The sequence below is a fragment of the Cupriavidus sp. 05L310 genome (assembly GCF_056398185.1).
The window spans coordinates 37618-64059 of sequence record NZ_JBFTOX010000047.1; the positions used below are offsets into that span (position 1 = coordinate 37618).

Annotated in this window: 28 protein-coding genes and 1 pseudogene; 13 read left to right on the forward strand and 16 right to left on the reverse strand. The window is 66.0% G+C overall.

What is annotated here, in order from left to right; translation table 11 throughout:
• The first annotated feature begins 124 nt into the window (after positions 1 to 124).
• The 3 genes from AC1DS6_RS29250 to AC1DS6_RS29260 all read left to right on the forward strand — a co-directional run bounded on the left by AC1DS6_RS29250 (position 125) and on the right by AC1DS6_RS29260 (position 4256).
• The gene (locus AC1DS6_RS29250) at positions 125 to 1024 is read left to right on the forward strand and encodes a LysR family transcriptional regulator (RefSeq protein WP_441633193.1); all 900 of its coding nucleotides are present in this window, start codon (positions 125 to 127) and stop codon (positions 1022 to 1024) included.
• A gap of 150 nt (positions 1025 to 1174) precedes the next feature.
• On the forward strand, positions 1175 to 3142 hold the full coding sequence (locus AC1DS6_RS29255) for an aconitase family protein (protein ID WP_441633251.1): 1968 nt from the start codon (positions 1175 to 1177) through the stop codon (positions 3140 to 3142).
• Between the two features lie 97 nt (positions 3143 to 3239).
• A complete protein-coding gene (locus AC1DS6_RS29260; protein ID WP_477103700.1) occupies positions 3240 to 4256 on the forward strand; it encodes a Bug family tripartite tricarboxylate transporter substrate binding protein in 1017 nt (338 codons plus the stop codon).
• A 37-nt stretch (positions 4257 to 4293) separates the two neighbouring features.
• Here the strand turns inward: AC1DS6_RS29260 and AC1DS6_RS29265 are convergent, their stop codons facing one another.
• The 8 genes from AC1DS6_RS29265 to AC1DS6_RS29300 form a co-directional block, all read right to left on the reverse strand.
• Positions 4294 to 4623 carry a hypothetical protein gene (locus tag AC1DS6_RS29265; protein ID WP_477103701.1) on the reverse strand — a complete coding sequence of 110 codons (330 nt, stop codon included), beginning with the start codon at positions 4621 to 4623 and terminating at the stop codon, positions 4294 to 4296.
• A 33-nt stretch (positions 4624 to 4656) separates the two neighbouring features.
• The gene (locus AC1DS6_RS29270; protein WP_477103702.1) at positions 4657 to 5010 is read right to left on the reverse strand and encodes a hypothetical protein; all 354 of its coding nucleotides are present in this window, start codon (positions 5008 to 5010) and stop codon (positions 4657 to 4659) included.
• Entirely contained in the window at positions 4995 to 5222 is a 228-nt protein-coding gene (locus tag AC1DS6_RS29275; RefSeq protein ID WP_441633253.1) for a T6SS effector amidase Tae4 family protein, read from the reverse strand. The genes AC1DS6_RS29270 and AC1DS6_RS29275 overlap by 16 nt, the downstream gene beginning before the upstream one ends.
• A gap of 18 nt (positions 5223 to 5240) precedes the next feature.
• Positions 5241 to 5648 carry a PAAR domain-containing protein gene (locus tag AC1DS6_RS29280; RefSeq protein WP_441633198.1) on the reverse strand — a complete coding sequence of 136 codons (408 nt, stop codon included), beginning with the start codon at positions 5646 to 5648 and terminating at the stop codon, positions 5241 to 5243.
• A gap of 576 nt (positions 5649 to 6224) precedes the next feature.
• Positions 6225 to 6536 carry a non-heme iron oxygenase ferredoxin subunit gene (locus tag AC1DS6_RS29285; RefSeq protein WP_441633200.1) on the reverse strand — a complete coding sequence of 104 codons (312 nt, stop codon included), beginning with the start codon at positions 6534 to 6536 and terminating at the stop codon, positions 6225 to 6227.
• An 8-nt stretch (positions 6537 to 6544) separates the two neighbouring features.
• Positions 6545 to 7018 carry an aromatic-ring-hydroxylating dioxygenase subunit beta gene (locus tag AC1DS6_RS29290; RefSeq protein WP_477103703.1) on the reverse strand — a complete coding sequence of 158 codons (474 nt, stop codon included), beginning with the start codon at positions 7016 to 7018 and terminating at the stop codon, positions 6545 to 6547.
• Positions 7019 to 7021: 3 nt separating this feature from the next.
• Entirely contained in the window at positions 7022 to 8278 is a 1257-nt protein-coding gene (locus tag AC1DS6_RS29295; RefSeq protein ID WP_441633255.1) for an aromatic ring-hydroxylating dioxygenase subunit alpha, read from the reverse strand.
• 49 nt (positions 8279 to 8327) lie between these two features.
• Complete coding sequence (locus tag AC1DS6_RS29300) at positions 8328 to 9314, reverse strand: 2Fe-2S iron-sulfur cluster-binding protein (RefSeq protein WP_441633204.1); 987 nt, start codon at positions 9312 to 9314, stop codon at positions 8328 to 8330.
• Positions 9315 to 9431: 117 nt separating this feature from the next.
• On the opposite strand from AC1DS6_RS29300, the gene AC1DS6_RS29305 reads away from it, so the two are divergent.
• Positions 9432 to 10334 (forward strand): LysR family transcriptional regulator, encoded by a 903-nt coding sequence (locus tag AC1DS6_RS29305; RefSeq protein WP_441633206.1) that lies wholly within the window; start codon positions 9432 to 9434, stop codon positions 10332 to 10334.
• Between the two features lie 84 nt (positions 10335 to 10418).
• Here the strand turns inward: AC1DS6_RS29305 and AC1DS6_RS29310 are convergent, their stop codons facing one another.
• Together AC1DS6_RS29310 and AC1DS6_RS29315 are read right to left on the reverse strand one after the other, a co-directional pair.
• Entirely contained in the window at positions 10419 to 11312 is an 894-nt protein-coding gene (locus AC1DS6_RS29310) for a LysR family transcriptional regulator (protein WP_441633208.1), read from the reverse strand.
• Between the two features lie 45 nt (positions 11313 to 11357).
• Positions 11358 to 11588, reverse strand: a complete 231-nt coding sequence (locus AC1DS6_RS29315) for a hypothetical protein (RefSeq protein WP_441633210.1) — start codon at positions 11586 to 11588, stop codon at positions 11358 to 11360.
• Positions 11589 to 11661: 73 nt separating this feature from the next.
• Here AC1DS6_RS29315 and AC1DS6_RS29320 point away from each other — a divergent pair, with 73 nt between their 5' ends.
• The 4 genes from AC1DS6_RS29320 to AC1DS6_RS29335 are packed head-to-tail and all read left to right on the forward strand — an operon-like array spanning position 11662 to position 16332.
• Complete coding sequence (locus AC1DS6_RS29320; RefSeq protein WP_441633211.1) at positions 11662 to 13752, forward strand: FUSC family protein; 2091 nt, start codon at positions 11662 to 11664, stop codon at positions 13750 to 13752.
• Positions 13746 to 13958, forward strand: coding sequence for a DUF1656 domain-containing protein (locus tag AC1DS6_RS29325; RefSeq protein WP_045235883.1), 213 nt, complete (start codon positions 13746 to 13748; stop codon positions 13956 to 13958). Before AC1DS6_RS29320 ends, AC1DS6_RS29325 begins: the two co-directional genes overlap by 7 nt.
• Positions 13955 to 14863, forward strand: a complete 909-nt coding sequence (locus tag AC1DS6_RS29330) for an efflux RND transporter periplasmic adaptor subunit (protein WP_441633213.1) — start codon at positions 13955 to 13957, stop codon at positions 14861 to 14863. The genes AC1DS6_RS29325 and AC1DS6_RS29330 overlap by 4 nt, the downstream gene beginning before the upstream one ends.
• Complete coding sequence (locus AC1DS6_RS29335; RefSeq protein WP_441633215.1) at positions 14860 to 16332, forward strand: efflux transporter outer membrane subunit; 1473 nt, start codon at positions 14860 to 14862, stop codon at positions 16330 to 16332. Before AC1DS6_RS29330 ends, AC1DS6_RS29335 begins: the two co-directional genes overlap by 4 nt.
• On the opposite strand, the gene AC1DS6_RS29340 is transcribed toward AC1DS6_RS29335, so the two are convergent.
• On the reverse strand, positions 16329 to 17255 hold the full coding sequence (locus tag AC1DS6_RS29340) for a LysR family transcriptional regulator (RefSeq protein WP_477103704.1): 927 nt from the start codon (positions 17253 to 17255) through the stop codon (positions 16329 to 16331). The two genes, AC1DS6_RS29335 and AC1DS6_RS29340, sit on opposite strands and share 4 nt — an antisense overlap.
• 170 nt (positions 17256 to 17425) lie before the next feature.
• On the opposite strand from AC1DS6_RS29340, the gene AC1DS6_RS29345 reads away from it, so the two are divergent.
• Complete coding sequence (locus AC1DS6_RS29345; RefSeq protein ID WP_477103705.1) at positions 17426 to 18397, forward strand: pyridoxal-phosphate dependent enzyme; 972 nt, start codon at positions 17426 to 17428, stop codon at positions 18395 to 18397.
• Positions 18398 to 18415: 18 nt separating this feature from the next.
• Here the strand turns inward: AC1DS6_RS29345 and AC1DS6_RS29350 are convergent.
• Positions 18416 to 18871, reverse strand: a pseudogene (locus AC1DS6_RS29350) (alpha-ketoglutarate permease); the annotation flags it as partial.
• 177 nt (positions 18872 to 19048) lie between these two features.
• On the opposite strand from AC1DS6_RS29350, the gene AC1DS6_RS29355 reads away from it, so the two are divergent.
• Positions 19049 to 19399 (forward strand): hypothetical protein, encoded by a 351-nt coding sequence (locus tag AC1DS6_RS29355; RefSeq protein ID WP_441633221.1) that lies wholly within the window; start codon positions 19049 to 19051, stop codon positions 19397 to 19399.
• Positions 19400 to 19495: 96 nt separating this feature from the next.
• Positions 19496 to 19696: a hypothetical protein gene (locus AC1DS6_RS29360; protein ID WP_428180234.1), complete on the forward strand. Its 201-nt coding sequence runs from the start codon at positions 19496 to 19498 to the stop codon at positions 19694 to 19696.
• Between the two features lie 114 nt (positions 19697 to 19810).
• On the opposite strand, the gene AC1DS6_RS29365 is transcribed toward AC1DS6_RS29360, so the two are convergent.
• From AC1DS6_RS29365 to AC1DS6_RS29375, 3 genes are all read right to left on the reverse strand, one after another.
• On the reverse strand, positions 19811 to 22318 hold the full coding sequence (locus AC1DS6_RS29365) for a GcvT family protein (RefSeq protein ID WP_477103706.1): 2508 nt from the start codon (positions 22316 to 22318) through the stop codon (positions 19811 to 19813).
• A gap of 217 nt (positions 22319 to 22535) precedes the next feature.
• A complete protein-coding gene (locus tag AC1DS6_RS29370) occupies positions 22536 to 22967 on the reverse strand; it encodes a VOC family protein (protein WP_441633225.1) in 432 nt (143 codons plus the stop codon).
• 21 nt (positions 22968 to 22988) lie between these two features.
• Complete coding sequence (locus AC1DS6_RS29375) at positions 22989 to 23423, reverse strand: YybH family protein (RefSeq protein ID WP_477103707.1); 435 nt, start codon at positions 23421 to 23423, stop codon at positions 22989 to 22991.
• Between the two features lie 150 nt (positions 23424 to 23573).
• Between AC1DS6_RS29375 and AC1DS6_RS29380 the strand changes: the two genes are divergently transcribed.
• Complete coding sequence (locus AC1DS6_RS29380) at positions 23574 to 24278, forward strand: TetR/AcrR family transcriptional regulator (RefSeq protein WP_477103708.1); 705 nt, start codon at positions 23574 to 23576, stop codon at positions 24276 to 24278.
• Between the two features lie 68 nt (positions 24279 to 24346).
• Positions 24347 to 25375, forward strand: a complete 1029-nt coding sequence (locus AC1DS6_RS29385; RefSeq protein ID WP_477103709.1) for a DUF3616 domain-containing protein — start codon at positions 24347 to 24349, stop codon at positions 25373 to 25375.
• Positions 25376 to 25462: 87 nt separating this feature from the next.
• Here AC1DS6_RS29385 and AC1DS6_RS29390 read toward each other — a convergent pair whose 3' ends face one another.
• Positions 25463 to 26383: a LysR family transcriptional regulator gene (locus AC1DS6_RS29390; RefSeq protein ID WP_441633233.1), complete on the reverse strand. Its 921-nt coding sequence runs from the start codon at positions 26381 to 26383 to the stop codon at positions 25463 to 25465.
• Positions 26384 to 26442 lie beyond the last annotated feature (59 nt).

Below are 26442 nucleotides of genomic sequence, written 5' to 3' on the forward strand. Positions count from 1 at the left end.
CATCCCGTTGCGGGCGACATTGAAGTAGCGCGTTGTGCGGAGCACAAACCAGCGTCGCACGGGCGTGCCGCGCGATCGTCGTCCGGCATCGTCCGCGATGCCTGATCGTTGTAGCATCGCAGCCATGGACAACCTGCTCAGAAAACTCGACCTGACCTCGCTGCGGCTATTCGTCGCCGTCTGCCAGGAACAGAACATTGCCCGCGCCGCCGAGCGTGAATTCATTGCACCGTCGGCGGTCAGCCGCCGCATCGCCGAGATCGAGGCGATGATCGGCCTGCCGGTGATCCAGCGGCATCCGCGCGGCATCACGGTCACGCCAGTGGGCGAGACGGTGCTGCGCCATGCATTGGCCATCATCGGCAATATCGAGGCGCTCGGGGCGGAATTGTCGCGCTTTTCCTCGGGTGCGCGCGGGAATGTGCGGATGGTATGCAATCTCGGCGCCATCGTGCAGTTCCTGCCGGAGGACCTGGCGGCCTTTGGCCGGGTGTATCCCGATGTTGGCATCGAGCTGGAGGAGCAGCATAGCCCCGAGGTGCTGCGCATGGTGGGCGAGCGCAGTGCGGATTTTGGAATCTGCAACGCCATCCCGGGCGTCGAGCAGTTCGTCTCGCTGCCGTACCGGGAGGACCAGCTATGCGTACTGGTGCCGGGCGGCCATCCGCTGGCCTCGGCGCTGGCGGTGCGCTTCGCGGACTTGCTGGGCGAGACGTTTGTTGCGCTGCGGGATGAGAGCGCACTGAGCCGGCTGTTGTCGGATCAGGCTGCACGCCTGAACGCAGCGCTCAGGATCAAGATCCGGGTGGCCAGCCTGGATGCGCTGTGCCGCATGGTGCATGTCGGGCTGGGCATCGCCATCGTGCCGCGCCAGGTGGGCGAGCTTTACCTGAACACGCTCGATGTGGCGGCGCGGCCTCTGGCGGATGCCTGGGCCACGCGGCAACTGGTGGTGGTGTTCCAGTCGCACGAGCAGCTTTCGGCCAGTGCCGCGGCATTGGTGGGGTTTCTCTGCCGGCAATAGCGCCAATGGTGCCAATAGCGGTATTGGCAATAGCAACGATAGCAAGGCATGGCAGCCGTCTCGAACCGAGACGGCTGCCATGCCGACTCCGCACTTTGCCCGTCCGGCGCCAAAACATATAGTGGGGCCATCAGAACGAGAACCCCCATGATGGAAGACACCATTCGATTCAGCGGCCGCGTGCTGTACCTGTCGCAAGATCCCGCCTGCGTGCGCGCCCAGCTTGAGGGCAGGCCGATGACCCTGGCCGCAGCGGGCCCGCTGCGCGACAACATCTCCACCGATGAGATCACGCCTGTCACGATCATGCTCGCCTATGACGAGCGCCTGGGGCAATTCCCTTATGTGGGCTTTCAGGCCGGCGGCGAGCAGCCGATCGGCCGCGATGCGATCCGCAACGGCGGCTTCGCGGTCACTGTAGCGGGCAAGCGCTACGGCAAGGGGTCTTCGCGCGAGTCCAGTCCGCTGGCCGAGTTGTCGGCCGGCATCCGCCTGATCGTTGCCGAGAGCTTCGAGCGCATCTACCAGCAGAACTGCGACAACATCGGCATCCTCACCACCACGGACTTCACGGTGCTCGACCGGGTGCTGGCGGGCGAAGCGATCCCCATCGAGGCGTTCCTGACCGGGCGCGACGCGCTGACCCGGCAGGTGATCCGCGCCGGTGGCCTGCTGGCCTATAGCCGCGCGGCGAACTGGCCGGCGGCGGGCGAGGGTGCGCAGGCCACGGAGGCAACGGGCGATGCCGCACCGCGCACCCTGGTGGAAAAGATCATCGCCCGCCATCTGCTCCCTGGCACGCCGAGTGCTGAGCGCGGCCAGGGCGTGTTCGTGATGGCGGACTGGCGTTTCTCGCACGACTATTTCACCGGCATGTGCGCGCACCTGATGCATCGCGCCTTCGGCAAGCCTGCGGCGTTGCACCGGCCCGACCACATCATTGCCTTCCAGGACCACCTTGTGCTGGCGGCCCAGAGCTTTCCGCATGTGCGCGACGGCCTGCTGCCCGGTGTGGCCAACCTGATGCAGGGACATAGCAGTTTTGCGCACGACTACCCGGTGCGCTCGCATAACGCGCTTCCGGGCGAAACGCCGGGTTCGGAAGGCATCTGCCATGCGCTGATGGCCGAGCAATACGCGTTGCCGGGGCAGGTGGTGGTGGGTACCGATTCGCATACGCCGCATTCCGGCGCGCTCGGCTGCCTGGCGTTCGGCGCCGGCGCCACCGATGTCGCCAATAGCTGGGTCACCGGCTACGTGCGCTGCAAGGTGCCGGAGACGCTGCGCGTGGAGGTCGAGGGCGAACTGGCCGAGGGCGTGACGGCCAAGGACATCGTGCTCTACCTGCTGCAGATGGACGCAATCCGCTCCGGCGGTGCCATCGGCATGGTGTTCGAATATGCTGGCAGCACGGTACGGGCCTTGTCCATCGACGAGCGCGCCACGCTGACCAATATGGTGGCGGAGCTGGGCGGCTTTACCGGCATCGTCGAACCCGACGACAAGACCGTGGCCTTCCTGAATGCACGGCGTGGCGTCGACTTCGCCGTCGAGGACTGGATGCGCAGCGATGCAGGCGCAACGTACCGCGACGTGATCCGCATCGACGCAGGCGTCATCGCGCCCATGGTTGCGCGCCCCGGCGATCCTGGCAACGGCATCGCGGCGGACACCCTGGACCAGCCGGTGCCGGTGGACATCGCCTACGGCGGGTCCTGCACCGCCGGCAAGCGCGAGGATTTCGACTACTACCACGAGGTATTGCGCTGGGGCCTGGAGCATGGGCTCAAGGTGTCACCGCGCACTCGGCTCTTCCTGCAGTTCGGCACCCTCGGCGTGAAGGACTACTGCGAAGCGCGCGGCTACATGGACACCTTCGCCGCCGCCGGCGCCACCCTGGTCATGCCGGGCTGCGGTTCATGCGCCAACTGCGGGCCGGGCGCTTCCACCACCAGCGGGCAGGTCACCATCAGCGCCATCAATCGCAACTTCCCCGGTCGCTCGGGGCCGGGCCAGGTCTGGCTCGCCAGCCCCTACACCGTGGCCGCGAGCGCGCTGGCCGGGCAGATCAGCACCTTTGGGCAATTGCAGGCCAGTACCGCCCGGCCTGCCTCGTAGTCATTCACCCCAGGCCCCCGCGGCAGCGAGGGCATCGCGGCACCTGAGCGGGGCGACAGATCCCGGCCGCCATTCACAGCATTCACAGGAGACAGACATGTTCCCCATCACCTCGCGCGCCCTGCGCGCGGCGGGGCGGTTTTTTGCCGCCACTGCCATGCTGTCCGCGGCAGCCGCACTGCCGGTCATCGGCACGCCCGCCGCCCGCGCCGCCGACAAATATCCCGCCAGGACCGTGCGCCTGATCGTGCCGAACTCGCCGGGCTCCACCGCCGACGTGGTCGCGCGCGTGGTGGCCGAGGGGCTGGGCCAGGACCTCGGGCAGCCGTTCTACGTGGAGAACATTCCAGGGGCGGCCGGCATTCCCGGCACGCGGCAACTGGTGTCCGCCGCCGCCGACGGCTACACGCTCGCGGTGGTGTCGTCCAACCATGCCATCAACCCCGGCTTGTATCGCAATATTCCCTACGACAGCGTAAAGGACATCACGGCCGTGGCGCTGATCGGCACGACGCCGCTGGTGCTGGTGGTGGGTGCGGGCTCGCCGTACAAGACAGCGCAGGAACTGATCGCCGCGGCGCGCGCCCATCCGGGCAGCCTGAGCTACGGTTCCTCTGGCAAAGGGAGCGTGCTCCACCTTGCCGGCGAACTGCTGAAATCCAAGGCAGGCATCGATATGCTGCACGTGCCCTACAAGGGAGTGAATACGCTGATGACCGATGTGCTTGGCGGACAGATCAATGCCGCCTTCCTGGCCACGCCATCCGCCTTGCCGCAGATCAAGGCCGGCAAGCTGAGAGCCCTGGCGGTCAGCACCCCGACGCGGCTGGATAGCCTGCCCGGCGTGCCGACCCTGGCGGAGTCCGGCGTCAAGGACTATGCCTACGACGCCTGGATCGCGCTGGTCGGCCCCGCCGGCTTGCCCAGGGACATCACCGCGCGGCTACAGCAGGCGATGGCCAAGGCGCTGGCGGCGCCCAAGGCCAAGGAACTGTTCGCCGCGCAGGGCTTTGTCGTGAAGAGCGGCAATGGCGAAGAGACCGCCCGCCTCATCCGCGACGAACTGGGCAGGAGCCAGGCGCTGATCAAGAGCGCGTCGATTGCCGTGGAGTGAGGGTGCACCCACCAGGGACCAGCGGGCATCTCTCGATTCAAGCCGTCTTTCGCTCGCAGAGTGACCAGCCACGAAGTTGCAAGCGATACCGGTTTCGTCGTGGGCGCGGTGGCACCGGATTGATAAGCCCGAGGGCTTCACCTCCGCGCTCGCCCAACCACAAAACCATCACGACGTGATGTGTTGTGATGGTGCGCACCGGCACCGGCACCGGCACCGGCACCGGCACCGGCACCGGCACCGGCACCGGCACCGGCACCGGCAGATGGGCGAATGGGCGAATGGGCGAATGGGCAAGGATGCCGATGCCGATACACCAGCCTCCTGCAAGGATCGCTTTCTTTTGGGTGCGCCCGGCAGGGCGCACTTACTTTTCTTCATGTCACGCAATACCTAGCTGCTACAGCGCAACAATTCTAGTGGTGGCAAATGTTACTGCCCAATGCGTGAGAATTGTCGCCACCAACGCCACGGCTAGCAGGCCGGTTCTCTCGACGCGCGTGCTGAGCACGAACCCCAGCACCCCAAACAGAACCGGTGGAACGGGTATCAGCAGGATCAAGCCAAACAGCATCCGGACATCAGCAGGGCACACGTCTATTCCAACGCATGCCCCAGGCCGCGGCGTGCACAGGCGCAGGAACACGTCACAGAGGTACGCATCAATGACGGAACATGCGACTACACTGGCCACGCCGACGCCGGCAAATGCTGCCGTCACAACGAAGCGCCGCCAGCCTACTTGATTTCCCAAAAGAGTATCTCCGTTGATCGCCCGAGATCCGACCACCCATAATGGGTGCCGGGAAAGAACGCATCCCATCCCAAGCTGCGACCGATTGTTGAAACGACGCCGGGAGTGCTGCTGATCGTCAGCCGCGACCCATTCCACAGGTCAATGTGACCGCCGCTGGCGTTGCCAGCCGTTTCGCCATCGCGCCTCCAATAGTTCCTGAACGCGGCGATGCCAGTGCGTCCCGCGAATCAGACCCGGTGATGTTTTCCGGTGCGCCGATGCCAGCCATAGGCTTGAGCTCCCGTAGCTGTGAACCCCGGATTACCGGAGCCACGCAACCCGGATGCCCCGTCGCGCGCGCCCATATCTTCGAACCACTTTTCGCCGGCAAGCAGAGCAACAATGCGCGGCGGCGTGGGGCACTGGCACAGGACAATATCGCCGTCCAGGGCAATCTCGCCCATGAACTGCATCCGGCGCGGCCCGCCGGACTTAGCAATCGTGCCGGTGCTCTTGCAGGTTTCGCAGTAAGCCTGGCCTCCGATCAGTGCGGCCTGGTGGCCTGGGTCGCCAAAGGTACAAGCTAGGCCTGCATAAGGCAGGATCTTCCCGCCGCGCTCCAGTACGTCGCCAACGCAGGCAATTCTTCGCATCATGGTTGAGCCTCCCAAATGCCGATGGGCTGCATGTCTTCCTGCATACGATCTCCCTCAAGATGGGCTATGTGCGCAAATCGCCCCCCATTTGTGCCTAGTGCCTCATCGAGATCAATCGGACAAGTCCCGATGCGTGATGAATTTTCTTATTATCAGTGCTGCACAATTTCTATTTCGTCGCGGGCGCGGTGGCACCGCTTTGATAAGCCCGAGGCCTTGACCACCGCGCCCGCCCCACCACGAAACCACTGGCGGGCGATGTGTCGTGGTGGTTCGCGCCGGTAACGGCAGATGGTCGAATGGGCAAGCATTCGGCTACCGGGGGCTCCACCACGAATCCTGGAAACTGGCAGGTTCGTGGCCTTTCAAGCCGGTACCGGCAGAAGCCAGCAGAACTGTGGCCGTACGACGAATCCCCTGGACCTCGCATTCGCGATTGCTCTGCCCCCGGCAGGGTCGGCTTTCTTTTCGTTAGTTTTCTTTGCCGAACGCAAAGAAAAGTGACCGGCGTCCCCCGCAGGGGGATGTCGTATTCCTTTGGGTGCAAGATGCCGACATCGCTCAAATAAAGCCCCCCTAAATCTCCACAAACACCCCCCCACCCTCAACCCTCACCCCAAACACCTCAATATCACCAGTCAGCGGCTCACACATAGCCCGCCCGGTGCGCACATCGAACCTCCCCTGATGCAACGGACATTCAATTTCGTGTCCATCGAGAAACCCATCACACAGCCGCGCGTTACCATGACTGCAAGCATTATCCGTCGCGTAAATCTCATCCCCCACGCTATAAAGCGCGATCTCCCGGCCACCAGCATTAACCGCCACGACATCATCCTTGGGAATCGCGACCAGTGGCATCACTTGAATCCATTGCTTCGGCATGGCACACCTCAAATCGGGTAAATAATGGAATTGGCGATCATCTCGCTATCGAAAACGCATAGCCGGGACTCAAACTTCAAGCCCTCCCCGGTGCGCCGGATCACATCGATATAGCGGCCCACGTTGTACACGGTGGACAGCCCGTCCGGCTTGGTACGAAAGACCGCATAGCTGGCCTCGGCGTCGATCCGCTCCGCATCGGCCTTCAGGATGCGCGGGATGCCGACCACATGCCGCTGATAGTACGGATCATGGAAGATGGTCTCGGTCGCACCGTAGATGCGGTCCCTGAGCATGCCGCGGCTCTCGAAGGAAAGTGTGGCAAGCGGGAAGCCGCCATCGTAGTTCTCGCGCGGCTGCAGCTTGTAGACGCACGCCTCGGTGAAGAAGTCCGGCCACATCCCCCATTCGTTGTTGTCGAGCGCCGCGGCGTAGTCCGCATACAGCGCCAGCACTTGCGAGTAGGTTTCAAAGTCGAGCATGTCTCAAGCCTCCATCACGCGCCGCCAGTAGTTGTACATGCCGCGAATCAGCGTCTCGGTCACCATGTGGTCCGTATCGCCGATCTCGCGTCCTCCCAGTTCCGCCACCGTCCGGTGGAATGGTTTCTGCTCGAAGCCCTGCTGGGAAAACTCGATCACTTCGCCGTCGTCGGCCGAGACAAAGCCGGCCGGACCGAACAGGTTCGCCTGGCGCAGCCGGCGCCGGGTCATGTCGGCATCGTCGTCCTCGAAGCCGAAGTGCGTCCACACGAAGTTGAACGTGCCGTGGCCGGCTGGCTGGATATGCCGGGTGGAAACCGAGTTCACCTGCTGCTGGATGATGACGCTGGGGAACAGTGTCATCATCACCGCCGTGGGCGTGCCCCACCAGTCTTCCTTCACCACGTCGAGGAAGCGGTCGTCGTGCAGGTTCATCTGCTCCTTGAAGCTGGACACGCCGCTGGTCACTTCGCCCTTGCCGCCCTGGCCGCGCGTGGAGATCATCGCCGCGTGGCGGAAGTGCTCATCCATCCTGAGCTCCGACTTGTTGTCGGCTCGCCAGAGCCCGAACGTCACGAACCAGGTGTGCAGCAGCCCGGGGTGGTACGGATCCTTGATGTTTTCCTGCATCAGCTTCCAGTTGCCGGGAATCTGCTGGCGGCTGTAGCCGAGGATGGTCAGCTTGCGGCCATCGAAGACCCTGTCGAAGTAGGCCAGGATGGCCGGGCCGAGATAGTCCTCCAGTTCGGGCACCGCATGATCGAACGAGGCGAAGATCACGCCGTTGCGCCGCGCGACCTTGAGCTTGGTCAGGCCGTGCGCCTTCGGGTCGAAGTCGGCTGGCATGCCGCCATTGACCTTGCCGTCGAGCTTGACGCCGCGCCGGAACGGCACGCCGACAAGGTTGCCCTTGAGGTCGTAGTTCCACTGGTGATAGGGGCAGGTGAAGTCCTTGCGATTACCGGAGCGCTCGCGGCAGAACTGCACGCCGCGGTGCGCGCAGACGTTTTCCACCACATAGATCTCGCCGTCCGCCGCACGGCTGGCGATCACCGAACGCTCGCCGACCGCCGTGCGCTTGAAGTCGCCCGGGTTCGGGATTTCCGCTTCCAGCCCGATGTAGCACCAGTGGCCCGAGTAGAAGAAGCGTTCCAGCTCCTGCCGGTAGATTTCGTCGTCGGTATAGGCCCAGAACGGAATCCGGCTTGAGCCTTCGTCCTTCCATTCCTTCTTCCTGAATGCAATAGCCTGTTCGCACATGGCCTGTTCGTGCATGGCTTGTCTCCGTGTGGTTTGTTGTCGGGATGTCTCAGACGCCGCTGGCATGGAATGCGTCGGCGTGGATGTGCTCGGGATCGATGCCTCTCTGCCTGAGCAGGATGGAGGCGGCGTCGACCATGACAGGGGCGCCGGCGAGATAGGCGCGCCAGCCGCCCATATGTGCCCAGTCGTCAGCGACCGCCTTGGTCACCACGCCGCCCCGGAAGCCGTCGCCGTCGCCGGCTGCCGCCACCACTACATGCACGTGCAGCGCGGCGTGGCGCGCCTGCAGTTCGCGTAGCCACTCCAGGCCATACACGTCCGCCTGCGTGCGGACACCAAAGTAGACATGCACGGGATTGCGCATGCCGGCATCGAGCATGCCGCGCAGGATCGACAGGATCGGGGCGAGGCCGGTGCCGCCGGCAATGCACACTACCGGGCCGTCGCACTTGCGCCGCAAGTAGGCCGTGCCCAGCGGACCGCTGACGCGGATGGCATCGCCGACCTTCAACTCCGACGCCACATAGGACGTGACGCGCCCGTCGGGCACCAGCCGGATGTGAAACTCGAGTTCATCGGCGCCATGGGCGACCGCCATCGAGTAGGGGCGGATATGGCGCGGCGTGAACTGCAGCGTCGCGTACTGCCCGGGCGAGAAGTCGAGCGGCTTCGGAATTCCCACGCGAACGCGCTTGATGTCATGTGTGAGGTCATCCAGGCCGGTCACCGTGCCTTTGAGGATCTTTGCCGGGTGCACCACGACTTCGTCGAGTTCGGGAATCTCGATCGCGCAGCTTTCCACCAGCGTGGTCTGGCACGCCAGCACCGTATCCCCCGCCGCCATGGGCGCGCGGGAATCCTCCGGCCCGGCAACCAGCGCGCGGCCGCCCACCATCTTGCAGCGGCAGGTGCCGCATCGTCCCGCCATGCAGCTGTATGAAATAGGAACCTGGTTGGCGCGCAGCACGTCCAGCAGGTTGTCGCCGGGCTGCACGTGGAGCGTGCGCGCGAGCGGATGAATGGATACTTCCATGGGGCTTTGTCTCCAACGATGCTTGCTGTCGTTGTCCGCATATTGGCGCGGCAGGTAAAATAAATAAATAGAAGGAAGGTGATACGTCATATCACTGTGAGTGATAAAGGAGGCGGAATGGAACTGCGGGAAATCGACCTGAACCTGCTGGTCGTGTTCAACGAATTGCTTCGCCTGCGCCGCGTTTCCGCGGTGGCGGAGGCGCTGGGCATTTCCCAGCCCGCCATCAGCAACGCGCTCAATCGCTTGCGCAAGCTGCTTGGCGACGAACTGTTCCTGCGGACATCCAGGGGCATGGTGCCCACGCCGTTCGCGGAGAATCTCGCGGAGCCGATCGGCTATGCGCTTGGTGCCATCCACAACACGCTCAATGCGCAGTCAGCCTTCGAGCCGGCATCGAGCACGCGCAACTTCACCATCGCCATGACGGATATCGGCGAGATCTATTTCCTGCCTGACCTGATGAAGCGGCTGTCGAAGGTGGCGCCGGGCGTGACCATCAGCACGGTGCGCAACCATACGGTCAACTTGCGCGAGGAGATGGAAAGCGGGCGCGTCGACCTGGCGATCGGCTTCATGCCGGATCTCAAGGCCGGTTTCTTCCAGCGGCGCCTGTTCCGGCAGCGTTACGTCTGCATTTTCAGGAAGGGCCATCCGCTGGCGCGCGAGGGCATGACGATCGGTTCGTTCAGCAACGCCGAGCATGTGGCGATCGTGGCGGCCGGGACCGGCCACAGCATGGTGGACGAAGTGATCCAGCGCGCGGGGGTGCCGCGGCAGGTGCGCCTGCGGGTGCCGCACTTCGTGGCGGTGGGCCATATCCTGCAGACGACGGACATGATTGCGGTAGTGCCGGAGGCCTATGCGGAGCGGACGCTAAAGCCCTTTGGCCTGGAGGCGGCGGCGTGCCCGGTCAAGATTCCCGATATTGTGATCAACGTGCTCTGGCATGCCCGGAACAATCGGGAGCCGGCCAGCCAGTGGTTGCGGCAGTTGGTGTTTGAGGCGTTCTCGAAGTAAATGTGTCGCCGGAGGCGATTCCTGATTCCCGCTCCCATGGGAAAGGCGGCGTCAGCATTCCCCGCCTGCCCACAAGACCCACCCTCAAGCCCCCAGAACTTCCGCGCATACCGACAACCACGCCCGCGCCGCGTGCGACTGATACCGTCCCTGCGCCCAGATATGCGCCAGCGCCCAGTCCATGGTGGGCTCCGTCAGCCGCGCCACGGCCAGCTTGTCCTCGAGCTGCAGCTTGGACAGCAGCGGCTGCGGCAGGAAGGTGGTGCCCAGCCCGGCCGCCGCCATCGAGGCGAGGAATTCCCAGTGTCCGCTTTGCGCCACGACCCGCGGTTCGATGCGGGCCTCGAGGAAGGCTTGCCGCAGCTTCCGGGTCAGGGAGAAGTCTTCTGTCAGCAGCAGCAGGGGCTCGTCGCGCAGCGCCGCCAGGGTGACGGTCTTGTTCTTGGCCCAGCTGGCCTTGCGTGATCCCGCCACCCAGATCGGATACTTGGCGAACTCGCGCGTGGCCAGGGCAAGGTCGCTATCCCTGGGCAACACCGTTGCGCCGACTTCAAGCTCCCCACTCGCCACTTGCTGTTCCACCATGTGGCCGCCATGCTCGGCGAGGTTCAGGTCCAGGTTGGGATAGCGCTGGCGGAAGGCGCTGACGGCCGGCGAGAAGAACAGGTTGGCCATGGGCGGAATCCCTACCGTGAGCTGGCCACGGCCCAGGGAGGAGAGGTCGGCCACTTCCAGCGTGAGCCGGTGCACCACGCCCAGCGCTTCCTGCCCGCGTTCGTAGACCACCCGCCCCACGTCGGTCAACTGGACCTGCTTGCCCGCGCGGATCAGCAGCGGCTGGCCAATCTCGTCTTCCAGCTGCCGCACCATCTTGCTGATGGTGGACTGCGTGACGAACAGGGAGGTTGCCGCCTGGGTGAAGCTCTTGAGGCGCACGGTTTCCACAAAGTACCGCAGGGCACGGATATCGATGGGCATGGGGGACTTCCTTTGCCATGAAAAAAGCGAATATGATTGGCAATTTTAAATCATGTTCGGAATGGCCGCCAGTTGGCTACACTTCTTTTCTATGCGGCGCCGGGCTGCCGTTGCAGGAACCCGGCGCCGGATCTGGAAGCCAAGGAAGACAAGATGAATGCCCGTGCGCAAACGCGCCCAACCGCCATCGCCGCCCCCCGTGCGATGCGCCTGCGTCCCGTTGCACGCCGCCTTGGGCGGAACACCTAGCCGGCCGGCCCGATCGTCCTGGTTCATCGCCCCTGTCCGCCAGCGTGCCACGCCGGCGTGAATACATCGAGCGCCCCCCAAAAAACAACAGGTTCGCGTCATGCCTAGCTGGCCGAGCGCACGGCAGTGGCTCTTTTCGCTGAAAGCATTCGCCGCTTCGATGCTGGCGCTTTATATCGCGCTGGCACTGGGCTTGCCCCGCCCGTACTGGGCCATGGCAACCGTCTATTTCGTGTCGCATCCGCTGACGGGCGCCACCCGCTCCAAGGCGGCCTATCGCGTGGTGGGCACGCTGCTGGGCGCGACCGCCGCCGTGGTCACGGTGCCCTTGCTGGTCAACGCGCCCGTCATGCTGATGGGGGCGATCGCACTCTGGACCGGCGCCTTGCTCTATCTCTCGCTGCTGCAACGCACGCCGCGCAGCTATGTGTTCCTGCTGGCGGCCTACACGCTGCCGATCGTGGCGCTGCCCTCGGTCAGCGAACCCGCGCAGGTCTTCGACATTGCCGTTGCGCGCATCGAGGAGATTGTCATCGGCATCGTCTGCGCCGGCATGGTGGGCGCCATCGTCTTTCCGGCAAAGGTGGCACCGGCGCTGCGCGCCCGCTCCGCCACCTGGCTGGCGGACGCGGCGCTCTGGGCAACCGACATGTTGTCCGCCGATCCAGACGCCAATGCCACGCGCCATGGCAGCCGCCACCGGCTGGCCGCCGATATCCTCGCGCTGGACCAGTTGATCACACAGCTGTCCTACGACACGGAAAGCGCGGACACCCTGCGCCATGCGCGCGCCTTGCGCGAGCGGATGACGATGCTGCTGCCTGTGCTGTCTTCGCTGGCGGCTGTCCTGCAGGCCCTGCGGCGCCACACGGCCGGCATTCCGGAGCACCTGGCACGCCATATGGCCGACATGTCGGGCTGGATCCGCGCTGGCTTCGATGGCCCGCCGCCCGCGCTGGAGCCGGCGGCCGGGCCGTGGGCCGGATACGGGAAGGCGCCGGGCTGGCATGCCGGCCTGGTCGCCACCGCCAACGATCACCTGCGCAAGCTGGCGGAGGTGTGCGAAGACTGCCACGCCTTGCAGCGCGGCATCGGCGACCAGGCGGCGGGCGCGGCGGCGGCGCACCGCGGCCGCAGTAGCCACCGAGCCGACCGTGCGGACCGGGCGCATCACCACGATCACGCCATGCTGCTGTTCTATGCGTGCTCGACCAGCCTCGCCGTGTTCTGCGCGGGGATGCTGTGGATCGTCTCGGGATGGGAGGACGGGGCGGGGTCGGTCGCGGTGGCGTCGATCGCGTGCTGCTTCTTTGCCACCATCGAGGAGCCGCGGCCGGTGGCGCATTCCTTTTTGCGCTGGAGCTGTTTCTGTTTCGCCGTCTCTTCCTTCTACCTGTTCCTGGTGGTGCCGAACGCGCACAACTTCGAAACCCTGGTGGGCATGCTGGCGGTGCCCTACATGGGCATCGGCATGCTGATCTCGCGGCCGGGCTTCAACCTGATCGCCATGCTGCTGTCGGTCAATACGGCCTCCTTCGCCAATGTGCAGAGTGTCTACGATACGAATTTCCTTGGCACCTTCAACAGCAGCCTTGCCAGTATCGGCGGCATGCTGTTCGCGCCGCTGTGGGCCATGGCCACGCGGCCGTTCGGCGCCCGCGTGGCCGCGCACCGGCTGATCCGCGCCAGCTGGAAGGACCTGGCGCAGGCCGCGACCCGGCGCGAGCCCGGCGAGCAGGCAAAGCTGGGTGGCCGCATGCTCGACCGGCTCAGCCAGCTCGTGCCCCGGCTCGCGGCCAGCGACGACAAGATGTCGTCGGATGGCTTTGCCGAACTGCAGGTCGGGTTTGGCGCGCTGGCGCTGCAGCGCAACCTGCCAGCCTTGCGCCCGGCCGCGCGCCGGGGCGTGACCAGGGTGCTGAATGCGGTTGCGCTGCATTTCCGCGCACGGCTGAAAGCCGGGCATGCGATGGCGCCCCCGGACGCGCTGTCCGAGCGGATCGACAAGGCGATTCGCGAGGTCGCCCTGCAATCCGACAGCGCGGGAGCCCTGGGCGAGAGCGCCCGCCATGCGCTCGCCGCGCTGATCGCCCTCCGTGTCACCTTATATCCGGCGGAGCCGGCGACGGCGCGGCCGGCGGATGCCTTGCCCGGCTTGCCGCTTCCCTTGCAGGCGGAACACAAATGCTGAGCGCGGAAATCGATATCTACGGCGTGTTCGTGCCGGGCCTGCTCGCGCTGATGCTGCTCACCTTTGCCATCACCGCCGGCATGCGCGCGGTGCTCGCCCGCGTGGGTTTCTACCGGCTGGTCTGGCACCGGTCGCTGTTCAATCTCGCCCTTTACCTGATCGTGCTGGGTGGCGTGGTCGCCATGGCCCGCTCGCTGCAATCATGAAACTCAAATTCCGTTTGTTGGGCCCCGTACTGCTGACCGTGCTTGCCACGGTTGCCGCCCTGTTCGTCGTCCGGCACCTGTGGGACTACTACACCATCGCGCCATGGACGCGCGATGGCCACGTGCGCGCCGACGTGGTGCAGGTTGCCCCCGATGTTTCCGGGCTGGTCACGCACATCCTGGTCAAGGACAACCAGCGCGTGCGGCGCGGGCAGGTGCTGTTCGTGATCGACCAGGACCGCTATCAGCTGGCGCTGCAACAAGCCATGGCGACGGCAGCCGCGCAGCGCGCGACGCTGGCGCAGGCGCGCCGGGAGGCCGCCCGCAACCGCAACCTGTCCGAGGTGGTCGCCACGGAAGTGGTGGAGGAAGGGCAGGCCAGGGTGCAGCAGGGCGAAGCGGCGCTGGCGCAAGCCGAAGCCGCCGTCGCCCTGGCGAAACTCAACCTTGCCCGCACCAGCGTGGTCAGCCCGGTGGAAGGCTTTCTCAACGACCGCCTGCCGCGGCTGGGCGACTACGTCACCACGGGCCGGCCCGTGCTGTCGATGGTCGACACGGACTCCTTCCACGTCGAAGGGTATTTCGAGGAGACCAAGCTGCACGGCATCCGCATCGGGAACCCCGTCACGGTGCGCATCATGGGCGAGCGCACCCTCCTGCACGGACATGTGCAGAGCATTGCCGCCGGCATCGAGGACCGCGACCGCAGCAACGGCTCCAACCTGTTGCCGAACGTGAACCCCACTTTCAACTGGGTGCGGCTGGCGCAGCGGGTGCCGGTGCGCATCGTGCTTGACGACGTGCCATCCGGGGTGCGGCTCGTATCGGGCCGCACGGCGACGGTGTCCGTGGCGGAGCCCCGCAAGGGCATTCCCGTCCTGCGTGACGAGGAGGGCGCGCGATGAGCAAGTTCCGCCTGGCCTTGCTGCCCACGCTGGCGCCGCTGCTGTTCGCCTGCACCACGGTGGGCCCCGATTACCACGTGCCCGAGCAAGCCGCCGTGCGCGCGCCGGAGGCCAACGGCCCCTTGCTTGGCACGGCGAACCCGGCCGTCTCCGTCGCGCCGGTGCCGGACGACTGGTGGCGCCTGTATGACGACCCCAGGCTCGACAAGCTGGTCCGGCAGGCGCTGACCGCCAATACCGACCTGCGCGTTGCCGCCGCCAACCTGCGGCGCGCCATTGCGATCTACCACGAGGTCGAGTCGGAGAACCTGCCGCAAGCGGCGTTGTCAGCCAAGGCCGAGCGCGCGCAGATCGCCGGCGAGAGCTTCCTGATCAAAGAGAAGATACCGGTCTTCAATCTGGGCGATTTCGGTTTCTCGGTGTCCTACCTGGTGGATTTCTTCGGCAAGCTGGCCCGCGCCGACGAGGCCGCGCTGGCCAGCGCGGAGGCGAGCCAGGCCGCGCTGGACGCGGCCCGGGTCAGCGTGGTGGCGCAAACCGTGCGCGCCTATGTGCAGGGCTGCGCCGCCACGCATGAGCTGGAAGTGGCGGAGCACCAGCTTGCCTTGCAGTCGCGTGGCGTGGAGATCGCCGGCAAGATGGTGGCCGCCGGCCGTGGCCAGCCCACCGACATGCTGCGTGCCCGGGCGCAAGCCGAGACCCTGCGCGCGGCACTGCCACGCTTCAGGGCGGAAAAGGAAAGCGCGGCGTACCGGCTCGCGGTCATGCTGGGCAAGCCGCCGGCGGCACTGCCCGAGGCCGAATCCGAGTGCAAGGAGGAACCGCGGCTGCGCCAGGCGATTCCGGTAGGGGACGGTGCGACGCTGCTCAAGCGCCGGCCGGACGTACGGCAGGCGGAGCGCGAACTGGCCTCCGCCACGGCGAAGATTGGCGTGGCCACTGCCGATCTCTACCCCTCCATCCGCATCGGCGCGTCGGCCGGCCTGAGCGGCCTGCTCAGCGACCTCGGCACGGGTCCGACCGCCCGCTGGAGCATGGGCCCGCTACTGACCTGGAACCTGCCCACCAACGGCGTGCGCCCGCGCATCCACGGCATGGAAGCCGGCGCTGACGCCGCGCTGGCCCGCTTCGATGGCGTGGTGCTGAAGGCGTTGCAGGAAACCCAGACGGCGCTCAGCGCCTACACCAGCGAACTGGAGCGCAACCAGTCCTTGCGCGTGGCGCGCGACGACGCCAATGAAGTGGCGCGGCAGCACCGGATGCTGTACCAGGCGGGCCGCGTGCCCTATCTGTCCAGTCTCGATGCCGACCGCACACTGGCCGGGGCCGATGCCGCGCTGGCGGCATCGGACAGCCAGGTCGCCATTAACCAGATCAACCTCTTCCTGGCGCTGGGCGGAGGATGGCAGAACAGCCCCAAGGTGGAGGAGCACACTGCGGCAGGCGAGCACCCAAGCGAGCACCACTAGGCATTGCCGCGTGCGGATTTCGCCTTCTTGCCGGTGACGTGCCGCACGGACTCGATAAAGCGCTGGACGCGCGGCGAGCGGCGCGCCGCCGAGTACACGAACTCGATATCGACGCGCTCAGTCAGGTCGGCCAGCGCGATGAAGGCAACAGCCGGTGGCGCATGCAGCTGCGAACTGGCTGGCACCAGCGCGCATCCCATGCCCGCGGCCACCAGCCCGAGGATGGTCGGCGTGTCGGTGCCGATCTGGACGATGTGCGGGGCAAAGCCCGCGTTCGCGCAGGCCGCCATCAGCAGGCTGTGCTGCGCGCTCGATTTTTCCCGGCTGAACCAGACAAAGCGTTCGCCGGCGATATCGGCCAGCCGCCTCGGGCGCCTGGCGGGCGGCGAGGCTTGCGCCGGCACCGCCAGCACGAAGTGCTCCCGGTACAAGCGGATGCCGCTCAGGCTGGCATCGTCCGCCGTGCGCCAGGCCATGATGCCGCCGTCGAGCTCCTCGCTTCTGAGCGCCTGCGCCTGTTGCAATGACAGCAGAGGCTCGATCGACAGCAGGATCTCCGGGTTGTGCTCCCGATAGTGTTCGAGAATCGACAGCGTGACCGGTGAAGCCAGGTAGCTCGGCATGATGCCCAGCCTGAACGAACCGGTCTGCCCCTGCGCAATGCGATGGGCGCGATCGCGCGCCTGTTCCAGCTGCAGCAGGGATTGCTTCGCATCCTGCAGATAGCTCACCCCGGCATCGGTAAGCTGCACCCCCTTGGCATGCCGCTCGAACAAAGGGACGCCAATGGCGCCCTCCAGGTCCTGGATCTGCCGCGACAAGGCTGGCTGGGTGATGTTCAGGGCCCGGGAGGCCGCAATGATGCTGCCTTCCTCCGCGACGGCGATGAAGTAGCGTAAGTGCCGGGTTTCGATGTTGCGCATTGGTGCTGTCTTTGCTCCGGGGATCTCGTGCCGCTGGCGAATCCCGTCGCCATGACGGTGCCAGGCCTATGCCTTGAAAGTATAGCTTCCGCATTCAGCAAGCATTTGACCGCATGGCGGTCCGGCTCCTACCATGCAGCATCCCTCATTGCCGAACCAACACGCTTCACATGTCCCATTCTGACCACGCACTGCCGGGCGCCCCTGGCGGGGCAGCGCACGAACCTGACCTGCATATCGTCACGCCGCTGCTGAGATCCACGTCCTATTCGCAGCGGCTGGGCCGGTCGGTGTGGTTCAAGATGGAAGCGCTTCAGCCCCCCGGCTCGTTCAAGGCGAGGGGAATCGGCCATGCTTGCCGGGTCCACAAGGCGCGGGGGGCAAAGCACTTCGTCTGCTCTTCCGGCGGTAATGCCGGCATTGCCGTCGCCTATAGCGGGCGGCTTCTCGGCGTGCCGGTCACTGTCGTCGTGCCCGAAAGCACATCCGCCGCGGCGCGCGAGCGCATCCGCATGGAAGGCGCCGAACTGATCGTTCACGGACGCGCATGGAGCGAGGCAAACGATCACGCGCTCTCGTTGATGAAGCAGGACTACGCATTCATCCATCCCTTCGACGATCCCCTGCTTTGGGAAGGCCACGCGACCATGATCGACGAGGTCGCTGCCACCGGCATCAAGCCCGGCGCCGTGGTGTTGTCGGTGGGTGGCGGCGGCTTGCTGTGCGGCGTGCTCGTCGGGCTGCACCGGAACGGCTGGGGCGACGTGCCGGTCATTGCGGCCGAGACCGTTGGCGCCGAATCCTACGCGGCCTCGCTGGCGGCAGGCGCGCCGGTGGAACTGCCGGCAGTCACCAGCATTGCGACCTCGTTGGGGGCGAAGCGCCCTTGCGACAAGGCGGTCGAGTGGTCCACGCGGCATCCGATCGTCAGCCAGGTGGTCTCGGACAAGGCCGCGGTCAGCGCATGCCTGCGCTTCCTGGCGGAGCACCGCATCGTCGTGGAGCCGGCGTGCGGCGCGGCATTGGCTGCCCTGGAGCAACGGCCGGCGGCGGTGATGGCGGCAACGGATGTGCTGGTCATCGTTTGCGGCGGCGCGGGCGCGACTGCTGAACAATTGCAGGCATGGGGGTGCGAGGGCTAGCGCTTCCCGCCGCTCGCCTCAATCCTCGTGGCGCAGGTGCCTGGCTTCCCGTGGCAGGCGCAAGCTGACCACGAACGCCAGGGCCATCATTGCCGTCACGTACCAGTAGAAGGACGATTGGTGCCCCGCCGATTTCAAGGCCAGCGTCACGTATTCGGCCGAGCCGCCGAAGATCGCATTGGAGATGGCATAGGCAAGTCCCACGCCGAGCGCGCCGAAGGCCAGCATATTGCTGCGCCGGCCGATGCGGTCCGACAAGGCGCCGGACAGCGGCTGCATGCACATGTAGAGGAACAGGCAGCCGGTCATCGCCGTGCTTGCCGTCCTGATGGACATGCCCGCGGAGTTCATCAGGTACTTCTGCATATACGTGGTGAACGTACAGAAGATCAGCGAGCCGCCGGCGGGCGCCGGCCCCGTTGCGGCAAAGGACTTCGCCTGGTTGTGGATTGTGAAAAAAACGACTGAAGACGAGACGTTTAATTCATCACGGGAATGATTCGCCGTGACTACACTATGGACCTGTACCGCGCTGCTCATCGCGCCGGTGCAGATCAAAAGGCGAAACAGACGACATGCGGGACGCAGATCCGCCTATCCCGCTCCACGTTAAGTGGAAAGTGCCGCCAAATTCTGGAATCAAGCAGCATCATGAACAAGAAGCTCTTCACGACCCTCGTTTCCGCAGCCGCCTTCGGTGTCTGCGTACTGGCATCGACGCAAGCCAACGCAACGGGTCCGAAAGATAGCACCAGCGCCGGCGACAAGTACGGCTACGCACTGCACAACGGCAAGCGCGACCCGTTCACCGACGGCGCACGCGTCAATGACCGCCGCGATGCGTTTACCGACGGTGCGCGTGCCAACGACCGCCGCGACCCGTTCACGGACGGCGCGCATGGCGGCGTCTCCGCGGCTCTGGAACTTGCCGGCCGCGACCTGTCCGGCGTGTCGGCTTCGCCGGCGCATGGCGCGGCAGCCAACAGCCAGGCCAGCGCCTGATACAGCGCGGCCGGTCCGGCCCCTGGGTTCCCTCGCCCGGGGGCTGGCCAGCAAGTATCAAGATCCCCGATTGCTATTCCTGTCTCAAGACAAATCATGAAAACCATCGTGCTGGCGCTGCTTAGCGTCACCGCCCTCGCTTCCTCGTTGCCGGCCCTTGCCGGTCCGGACTGGACCGTCATCGAGCGCGCTCGCGCCCAGAAGCAGGCGCAAGCGAAGCAGCAAGCGCAGACCCCCTGCGCGCTGAAGTCCAATCAAGCGGCTGCCGCTCCCGGCGCCGACGGCAAGTCAAGCTGAGCATTGCCACCGGGGTGCCGGCATCGCACGCGGTTCGGCTGGACACCAGTGTCCGGCTCCTGTTACGCGGCACCCCGGCGCTCCGCACGCCATTTCACCGCGCGCATCAGCGCATCACACCCTGACCCTGGCGTTGCCCGGATCGTAAGGCGGCCGCAGATGCACGCTGGCAGGTATTAATTCGCCAGCCAGGTCAACGTGGTACTTGCCGGCGGCGATCCATTCCGCATTGGCCGCGCCATCTTCACGCTGCAGCAGCGCCAGGCCCACCGGGCAACCGAGCGTATGGCCGAAGGCCGCCGAGGTGATAAAGCCGGCCGGGCGTACCGTGCCATCCGGACCGGTGCGCAGCACCGCCTCTCCGCCCCACAGCATGGCCTGGCTGGCGCCGTCCAGCGTCAGCACGGCCACGCGCCGTTTCACCTGGGCGCCGCCGCCTGACGCGCGCAGCTTCAGCAGCGCTTCACGTCCCCGGAAAAGAATCGGCTTGTCCAGTTTGCAGGCGAAGGACAGCCCGGCCTCGAAGGGATGGATGCCGGTGGTCAGCTCGCGGCTCCAGGCGCGGTAGCCTTTTTCGATGCGCAGCGATTCGATGGCGTAGTAGCCGGCATTGACCAGCCCGAGCGGTTTGCCCGCTGCGTGCAAGGTCTCGTAGACGCCTACGGCGAACTCCACGGGCACATACAGTTCCCACCCAAGCTCGCCTACATATGTCAGGCGCGTCGCGCGCACGGTGGCGTAGCCCAGGTCGATCTCGCGCGAGCTGCCGAAGGGAAAGGCCGCGCTGGAGAAGTCCGCGCGCGAGACGCTCTGCAACAGCTCGCGCGAGCGCGGTCCCATCACCGCCAGCACCGCGTACTGGCCGGTTACGTCGACGATGGCGCAACGCTGGTCGGCGGGGATCAGCCGTTCGATGTAGCTGAAATCGCGCGTGGTCTGCGCCGAGCCTGTCACCAGCAGGTACTGGTCTTGCGCCAGCCGGGTCACGGTCAGGTCGGACTCATAGGTGCCGCCTTCGTTGAGCATCGCGGTGTAGACCGTCTGCCCCGGCGGCACTGCAACGTCGTTGCTCATCAGTTGCTGCAGCACGGCCTCGGCATCGGCGCCCTTGACGATGTACTTGGAGAAGGAGCTCATGTCGAACAGCGCCACGCCCTCGCGGCAGGCGCGATGCTCGGCGCCGCTCCATGGCAGCCAGTTTTGCTGGCCGAACGCGTACCGGATCTCCGGCGTCTCCCCGGCGGGCGCAAAGAAGTTCGGCCGCTCCCAGCCCATCTTGCTGCCGAAACTGGCGCCGGCGTCGCGCAGGTGGGCGTACAGCGGCGAGCGGCGGAAAGGCCGCGCGGTATCGAGTTCGCGATTGGGCCAGGGCATGGCGTAATGCAGTCCCAGGGTTTCCTTGACGCGGTCGTGCAGCCAGCTTTCGTTGCCGTTGAAGCCGGCGAAGCGGCGGATGTCGACCGGCCACAGGTCCATGGTGGGCTCGCCCGCCACGATCCACTCCGCCAGCGCCATGCCGGCGCCGCCGGCCGAGGCAATGCCCATCGAGTTGAAGCCCGCGCCCACGTAGAAGTGACGCAGCTCGGGCGCTTCGCCCAGGATGAAGTTGTTGTCTGGCGTGAAGGACTCGGGGCCGTTGCAGAACTGCTTCACCTGGGCCGTTTCCAGCGCCGGCACGCGCTGCAGCGCGTTCTGCATCAGGATCTCGAACTGGTCCCAGTCGTCGGGCAGGAGCTGGAACTCGAACGGCTCGGGAATGCCTTGCATGCCCCAGGGTTTGGCGTTGGGCTCGAAACCGCCCATCACCAGCCCGCCCACTTCCTCCTTGAAGTAAATAAACCCGTCCGGGTCGCGCATCACCGGCAGGTCCGGGTGCACGCCGGCAATGCGCTCGGTGACGATGTAGTAATGCTCGGCCGAATGCAGCGGCACGGTCACGCCGCACAGGCGGCCTACCTGCCTGGCCCACTGGCCTGCGCAGTTCACCACGATTTCCGCCTCGATACGGCCGCCCGCGCCCTGCTTGTCCTGCCAGCTCACACCCGCGGCGCGGCCGTCACGGGTATGGATCGCCGTGACCTTGGTGTCCTGCACGATGACCGCGCCGCGGCTGCGGGCGCCGCGCGCCAGCGCCTGGGTGAGATCGGTGGGATTCGCCTTGCCATCGCCAGGCAGCCACACCGCGCCGTGCAGGTCGTCCGTGCGCATCACTGGCCACAGCTCGCCGGCCTGGCGGGGGGAGATCACCTCGCAATCCACGCCGTAAGCACGCGCCACCGCCGCCGTGCGCTTGAGCTGGGTCATGCGCTCGGCGGTGCGCGCCACCGAAAGCGAGCCGCACTGCTTCCAGCCGGTGCCCAGTCCGGTCTCCGCTTCCAGCTCGCTATAGAGGCGCGTCGAATAGCGGATCAGTCTGGTCATGCTCTCCTGTGCGCGCAACTGCCCGACCAGGCCGGCCGCGTGCCAGGTGGTGCCGCAGGAGAGCTGGCCCTGTTCGAGCAGCACCACGTCTTTCCAGCCCAGCTTGGTGAGGTGATAGGCCACGCTGCAGCCAATGATGCCGCCGCCGATGATGACGACGCGGGCGTGCTCGGGAACGGGGCGGCGATAAGACGCGGACATAGGGGCACCTGTGGAGAAAGCGCGCCGGGAGGCGCTGTATCTGTTTGCCACAGTTTGCCAATAAAAAACACAAAACGCAACAAAACGGCGCGTGCGCCGGCAGGCCACTGAGTTGGCGCGGCGCAGGGAAGGAGGAGATGGGAAGCCCGCCCGGCGGCGTCGGATGCCGTCAGGCGGGCAGCGGCGCAGCTACCGCCGGGTGGGTTGGACTCAGGACTCAGGACTCCAGGACGATGACCATCCACGACATGCCGAAGCGGTCCGTCGTCATGCCGAAGCGTGGCGAGTAGAACGTCTTGCCAAGCGGCATCAGCACCTGGCCGCCCTCGGCCAGGGCGTTGAATACGCGGTCCGCGGTGGCGATATCCGGTACGGTCACTGACAGCGAGAACCCCTGGAAGTCGGGCTTGCCCGTGCAGCGGCCGTCGGACAGCATCACCGTGGTCTCGCCGATGCGCATGGACATGTGCATGATCTTTTCTTCGCTGCCGGCAGCGGGGCCGCAGGCGCCTTCTGGCGGGGGCGACTCCGGCGGGGGCGCTTCCTTGAAGCGCATCATCATGATCACTTCGGCGCCCAGCGTGCGCTTGTAGAACTCAGCCGCTTCCTCGCAGCGGCCTTCAAAGAACAGGTAGGGTTGGACTAGCATCTTGTCTCCTTTTTTGCGCTTTCACGCTGAGGGGTTGAAACTGATCGGCACCGATGCGTGCTCATGCACGACCAGCCATTGACCGCCGATCTTGCGAAAACAGACAGTGGCGCGCACCCACGCTTCCTGGGGAGCGCCGCCCCTGGGGGTGCTGCTTACCCGGCTGACGCTGTAGCAACAGGCCAGGTCTTCGCTGGCCGTCAGGTGCATCCCGGTCATCTCGAAGCCCACGGGGCCATCCAGGCTGTCGAACCATTGCTGCCAGCGCTGGCGGTATGGCGCCACGCCGCGGGACTGCGCCGGCGGCACGACGTCGAAGATGATCACGTCTTCAGCATAGTTGCGCATCATGGCAACCGCGTCCTTTGCACGCACGGCGTTCACCCAGGCATCGGCCAGGGCGCGGACTTCCACTTCACTGCCCGGGTGAGATGCGGGCGGGGATGCGTGCACCATCATGTGCTCCTTTGGGCCTTTGGGCCTTTGGGCCATTGGGCGATAACAGCGCCCGCGCATGCGTGGCTGTGATGGCCTGAATCCGTTGTGTACACTGTCCACTAACACCAAGGTAGTCAAGAAAATGGACGATGTCCACATGGAGAAGAAATGACGGGCGCAAAGCGCACTGCGCGCATCCTGGATCCGGCGGATTCCGAAGCCCCGGCCAGCCCTGCCGATGGCCCTCCGGCCCGCAGCACCTATCGCCACGGCGACCTGCGGCGCGCATTGCTGGAAGCCGGCATGGAACTGGCGCGCGACGGCGGGCCGGACGCGGTGGTGCTGCGCGAGGCCACCCGGCGCGCCGGGGTGGTGCCCAATGCCGCGTACCGGCACTTCGCCAGCCGCCAGGACCTGCTGCAAGCCGTGCGTTCCGCCTCGCTGGCGTTGCTGGCAGTGGCGATGGAAACCGAACTTGCCGCGCTGGACGCGGCGGCGGCGCCAGCGGATTACGCGCGCGCCAGCCTGCGCGCGGTCGGCACCGGCTATCTGCGGTTCGCCTTGTCCGAACCGGGCCTGTTCCGCACGGCATTCTCGGTGCCGGATGAGCAGGAAGGCGTGCCGGTGCCCGCCAAGGCGGGCGAGAGCGGCCTGAATCCGTTCCAGTTGCTGGGCGCGGCGCTGGACCGCATGACGGCTGCCGGCGTGCTGCCCGCCGCACGCCGCGCCGGTGCCGAATACCTGGCCTGGTCCGCCGTGCATGGCTTGTCCATGCTGGTCATCGACGGGCCGCTGCGCATGGTGGCGATGGCGCCGGGACAGGCGGACGCGATCGGGCAGCGTTTGCTGGAAATGGTGGAAAAGGGGTTGTAGCGATGCCGCTATAAACTGGCACGGCTTATTCATGTCCGCGCGCCGGCGCGGACCGACGGAGAAATGGAATGCGGCTAGTCCTGCCAGTCAAAGTGTCCTGCCTGATCGTGCTGTTGCTGGCGCAATCCATCCCAGCCGCGCTCGCGCAGCAGCCGATGGTCTATCGCGGCATTTGCGATGCGTCGGCGGCGGTCGCGCTGGGCCAGAACCACTTCGTCGTGGCCGACGACGAGGCCGACGTCCTCACCATCTACCGCCGCGGCATTGCCGAAAGCGTGGGCCGGGTCGACCTGACGCAGTATCTCGGCGGGCGCAAGCCAAACGGCAAGGCGAAGGAAACGGACATCGAAGGCGCGGCGCGCATCGGCAACCGGATCTACTGGATTGCCTCGCACAGCAGGGATGGCAAAGGCAGGATTGCGCCCGAGCGCTTCAGGTTGTTCGCGACCGATGTCATCGAGACCGGCGCGGTGCCCGGCGTCAGGGCATCCGCGTCGGCGCCCTACGCCGGACTGTTGAGCGCGATCGTTGCGGACAAGCGATTCGACATCCTGGCGCAGGCGTCGCAGTTCGCCGCGGAGGACCCACGCGGCTTGAACATCGAGGGGCTGGCGGCCTCGCCGGATGGCGGGCTGGTGATCGGCTTTCGAAACCCGCGGCGGGCGGGCATGGCGCTGACGCTGAAGCTGCGCAATCCGGCCGACGTGCTGGAGCGCGGTTCGGCACCGGAATTTGACGACCTGGTTGCGCTGGATCTTGGCGGGCGGGGAATACGCAGCATGGAGCATATGGGCAACGGCTACGCCATCGTAGCCGGGCCATTCGATGACGGAAAGGGCGGTCCGGACGATTTCGCCTTGTACACCTGGTCCGGCAAGACGGCGAGCGCGCCCGCACGCGTAGCAGACGTCAGTCTGGGAACGCTGCATCCGGAAGCCCTGTTCAAGGTTCCCGGACTGGACCAGCTGATCATCCTGAGCGATGACGGAGGCGAACTCGTCGATGGCGCGAAGTGCAAGAAGAAGTCGGTGCCAGGCCGGAAGAAGGGGTTTCGAGAGATCGGAATCCGGGTGCCCGCAGCGCTGGCGCGCCCGTGAGTCTTCATCGCGGCTGGGGCAAGGGCGGCGTCGATTCCACGGAGCGCGTTCCACAGAGCACGGCCGCCGCATTGTGGACATATGCCACTACGCGCCGCTGGAATTTTTCATCTGCACGCGTTCCGCCAGAAAATCCAGCAGCGCGCGCACCCGTGCGGGCAGATGGCGGCCCTGGCCAAGGTACACCGCGTGCACCGCTTCCGTGTCGCCCGGATTGAACGCTTCGAGCAGCGGCACCAGCCGCCCGGCGGCGATGTCTTCGCGTGCCTGGAATTCAGCCATCCTGGCCAGCCCCAGGCCGCCCACGACGATCCGCCGCAGTGCGTCGCCATTGCTCGTCATGGCATTGCCGATAGGCGCCACCATCCTGAGTTGCCCGTTCTCCAGCACAGGCCAGCCTTCGATCGCCCGCGCGTAGCCCAGTTTCAGGCAGTTGTGCACGGCCAGGTCGGCGGGGGTGGCGGGGGTGCCCCGCCGCGCCAGGTAGGCCGGCGCGCCCACGATCACCATGCGGGTCTCGCCCAGCTTGCGGGCCACCAGCTGCGAACTCTTCAGTTCGCCCGCGCGGATCGCCACATCGGTGCGCTCTTCCAGCAGGTCGATGACCTGGTCGGTCAGCACGATATCGAGCTGGATCTCCGGATACAGCGCCAGGAATTCCGGTACCAGCGGCAGCAGGAAATGGTCGCCGAAGGGCACGTTGGCGTTGATGCGCACGCGGCCATGGGGCACGGCGCTGGCGGCGGCGCCGCGCTCGGCGTCGTCCAGGTCGGCCAGCACGCGCACGGCGCGTTCGTAGAAGGCGCTGCCTTCCGCCGTCAGCTCGATGCGGCGCGTGGAGCGGTTGACCAGCCGCGCGCCGAGCCGCGCTTCCAGCCGCGCCACCAGCTTGCTGACGGCCGACGGCGTCATGCGCAAGGCTCGCGCCGCAGCCGAGAAGCCACCCAGCTCCACCACCCGCACGAACACTTCCATCTCGCCGGAGCGATTGACATCAAGCCGCGACATTGTGAATTGAATTCATAAATGTTGTTCGTTCGGGCAGTCTACCGCACCAATGGCCCGAT

Excerpts from the sequence above, each read along its gene's own strand:
- AC1DS6_RS29370 (WP_441633225.1), bottom strand. The coding sequence starts at position 22,967 with ATGCTAGTCCAACCCTACCTGTTCTTTGAAGGCCGCTGCGAGGAAGCG.
- AC1DS6_RS29260 (WP_477103700.1), top strand. The coding sequence starts at position 3,240 with ATGTTCCCCATCACCTCGCGCGCCCTGCGCGCGGCGGGGCGGTTTTTT.
- AC1DS6_RS29380 (WP_477103708.1), top strand. The coding sequence starts at position 23,574 with ATGACGGGCGCAAAGCGCACTGCGCGCATCCTGGATCCGGCGGATTCC.
- AC1DS6_RS29340 (WP_477103704.1), bottom strand. The coding sequence starts at position 17,255 with ATGCGCAACATCGAAACCCGGCACTTACGCTACTTCATCGCCGTCGCG.
- AC1DS6_RS29385 (WP_477103709.1), top strand. The coding sequence starts at position 24,347 with ATGCGGCTAGTCCTGCCAGTCAAAGTGTCCTGCCTGATCGTGCTGTTG.
- AC1DS6_RS29375 (WP_477103707.1), bottom strand. The coding sequence starts at position 23,423 with ATGGTGCACGCATCCCCGCCCGCATCTCACCCGGGCAGTGAAGTGGAA.
- AC1DS6_RS29325 (WP_045235883.1), top strand. The coding sequence starts at position 13,746 with ATGCTGAGCGCGGAAATCGATATCTACGGCGTGTTCGTGCCGGGCCTG.
- AC1DS6_RS29295 (WP_441633255.1), bottom strand. The coding sequence starts at position 8,278 with ATGTGCGAACAGGCTATTGCATTCAGGAAGAAGGAATGGAAGGACGAA.
- AC1DS6_RS29305 (WP_441633206.1), top strand. The coding sequence starts at position 9,432 with ATGGAACTGCGGGAAATCGACCTGAACCTGCTGGTCGTGTTCAACGAA.
- AC1DS6_RS29320 (WP_441633211.1), top strand. The coding sequence starts at position 11,662 with ATGCCTAGCTGGCCGAGCGCACGGCAGTGGCTCTTTTCGCTGAAAGCA.
- AC1DS6_RS29355 (WP_441633221.1), top strand. The coding sequence starts at position 19,049 with ATGAACAAGAAGCTCTTCACGACCCTCGTTTCCGCAGCCGCCTTCGGT.
- AC1DS6_RS29360 (WP_428180234.1), top strand. The coding sequence starts at position 19,496 with ATGAAAACCATCGTGCTGGCGCTGCTTAGCGTCACCGCCCTCGCTTCC.
- AC1DS6_RS29335 (WP_441633215.1), top strand. The coding sequence starts at position 14,860 with ATGAGCAAGTTCCGCCTGGCCTTGCTGCCCACGCTGGCGCCGCTGCTG.
- AC1DS6_RS29315 (WP_441633210.1), bottom strand. The coding sequence starts at position 11,588 with ATGAACCAGGACGATCGGGCCGGCCGGCTAGGTGTTCCGCCCAAGGCG.
- AC1DS6_RS29310 (WP_441633208.1), bottom strand. The coding sequence starts at position 11,312 with ATGCCCATCGATATCCGTGCCCTGCGGTACTTTGTGGAAACCGTGCGC.
- AC1DS6_RS29280 (WP_441633198.1), bottom strand. The coding sequence starts at position 5,648 with ATGATGCGAAGAATTGCCTGCGTTGGCGACGTACTGGAGCGCGGCGGG.
- AC1DS6_RS29250 (WP_441633193.1), top strand. The coding sequence starts at position 125 with ATGGACAACCTGCTCAGAAAACTCGACCTGACCTCGCTGCGGCTATTC.
- AC1DS6_RS29300 (WP_441633204.1), bottom strand. The coding sequence starts at position 9,314 with ATGGAAGTATCCATTCATCCGCTCGCGCGCACGCTCCACGTGCAGCCC.
- AC1DS6_RS29285 (WP_441633200.1), bottom strand. The coding sequence starts at position 6,536 with ATGCCGAAGCAATGGATTCAAGTGATGCCACTGGTCGCGATTCCCAAG.
- AC1DS6_RS29390 (WP_441633233.1), bottom strand. The coding sequence starts at position 26,383 with ATGTCGCGGCTTGATGTCAATCGCTCCGGCGAGATGGAAGTGTTCGTG.
- AC1DS6_RS29330 (WP_441633213.1), top strand. The coding sequence starts at position 13,955 with ATGAAACTCAAATTCCGTTTGTTGGGCCCCGTACTGCTGACCGTGCTT.
- AC1DS6_RS29255 (WP_441633251.1), top strand. The coding sequence starts at position 1,175 with ATGGAAGACACCATTCGATTCAGCGGCCGCGTGCTGTACCTGTCGCAA.
- AC1DS6_RS29345 (WP_477103705.1), top strand. The coding sequence starts at position 17,426 with ATGTCCCATTCTGACCACGCACTGCCGGGCGCCCCTGGCGGGGCAGCG.
- AC1DS6_RS29290 (WP_477103703.1), bottom strand. The coding sequence starts at position 7,018 with ATGCTCGACTTTGAAACCTACTCGCAAGTGCTGGCGCTGTATGCGGAC.
- AC1DS6_RS29365 (WP_477103706.1), bottom strand. The coding sequence starts at position 22,318 with ATGTCCGCGTCTTATCGCCGCCCCGTTCCCGAGCACGCCCGCGTCGTC.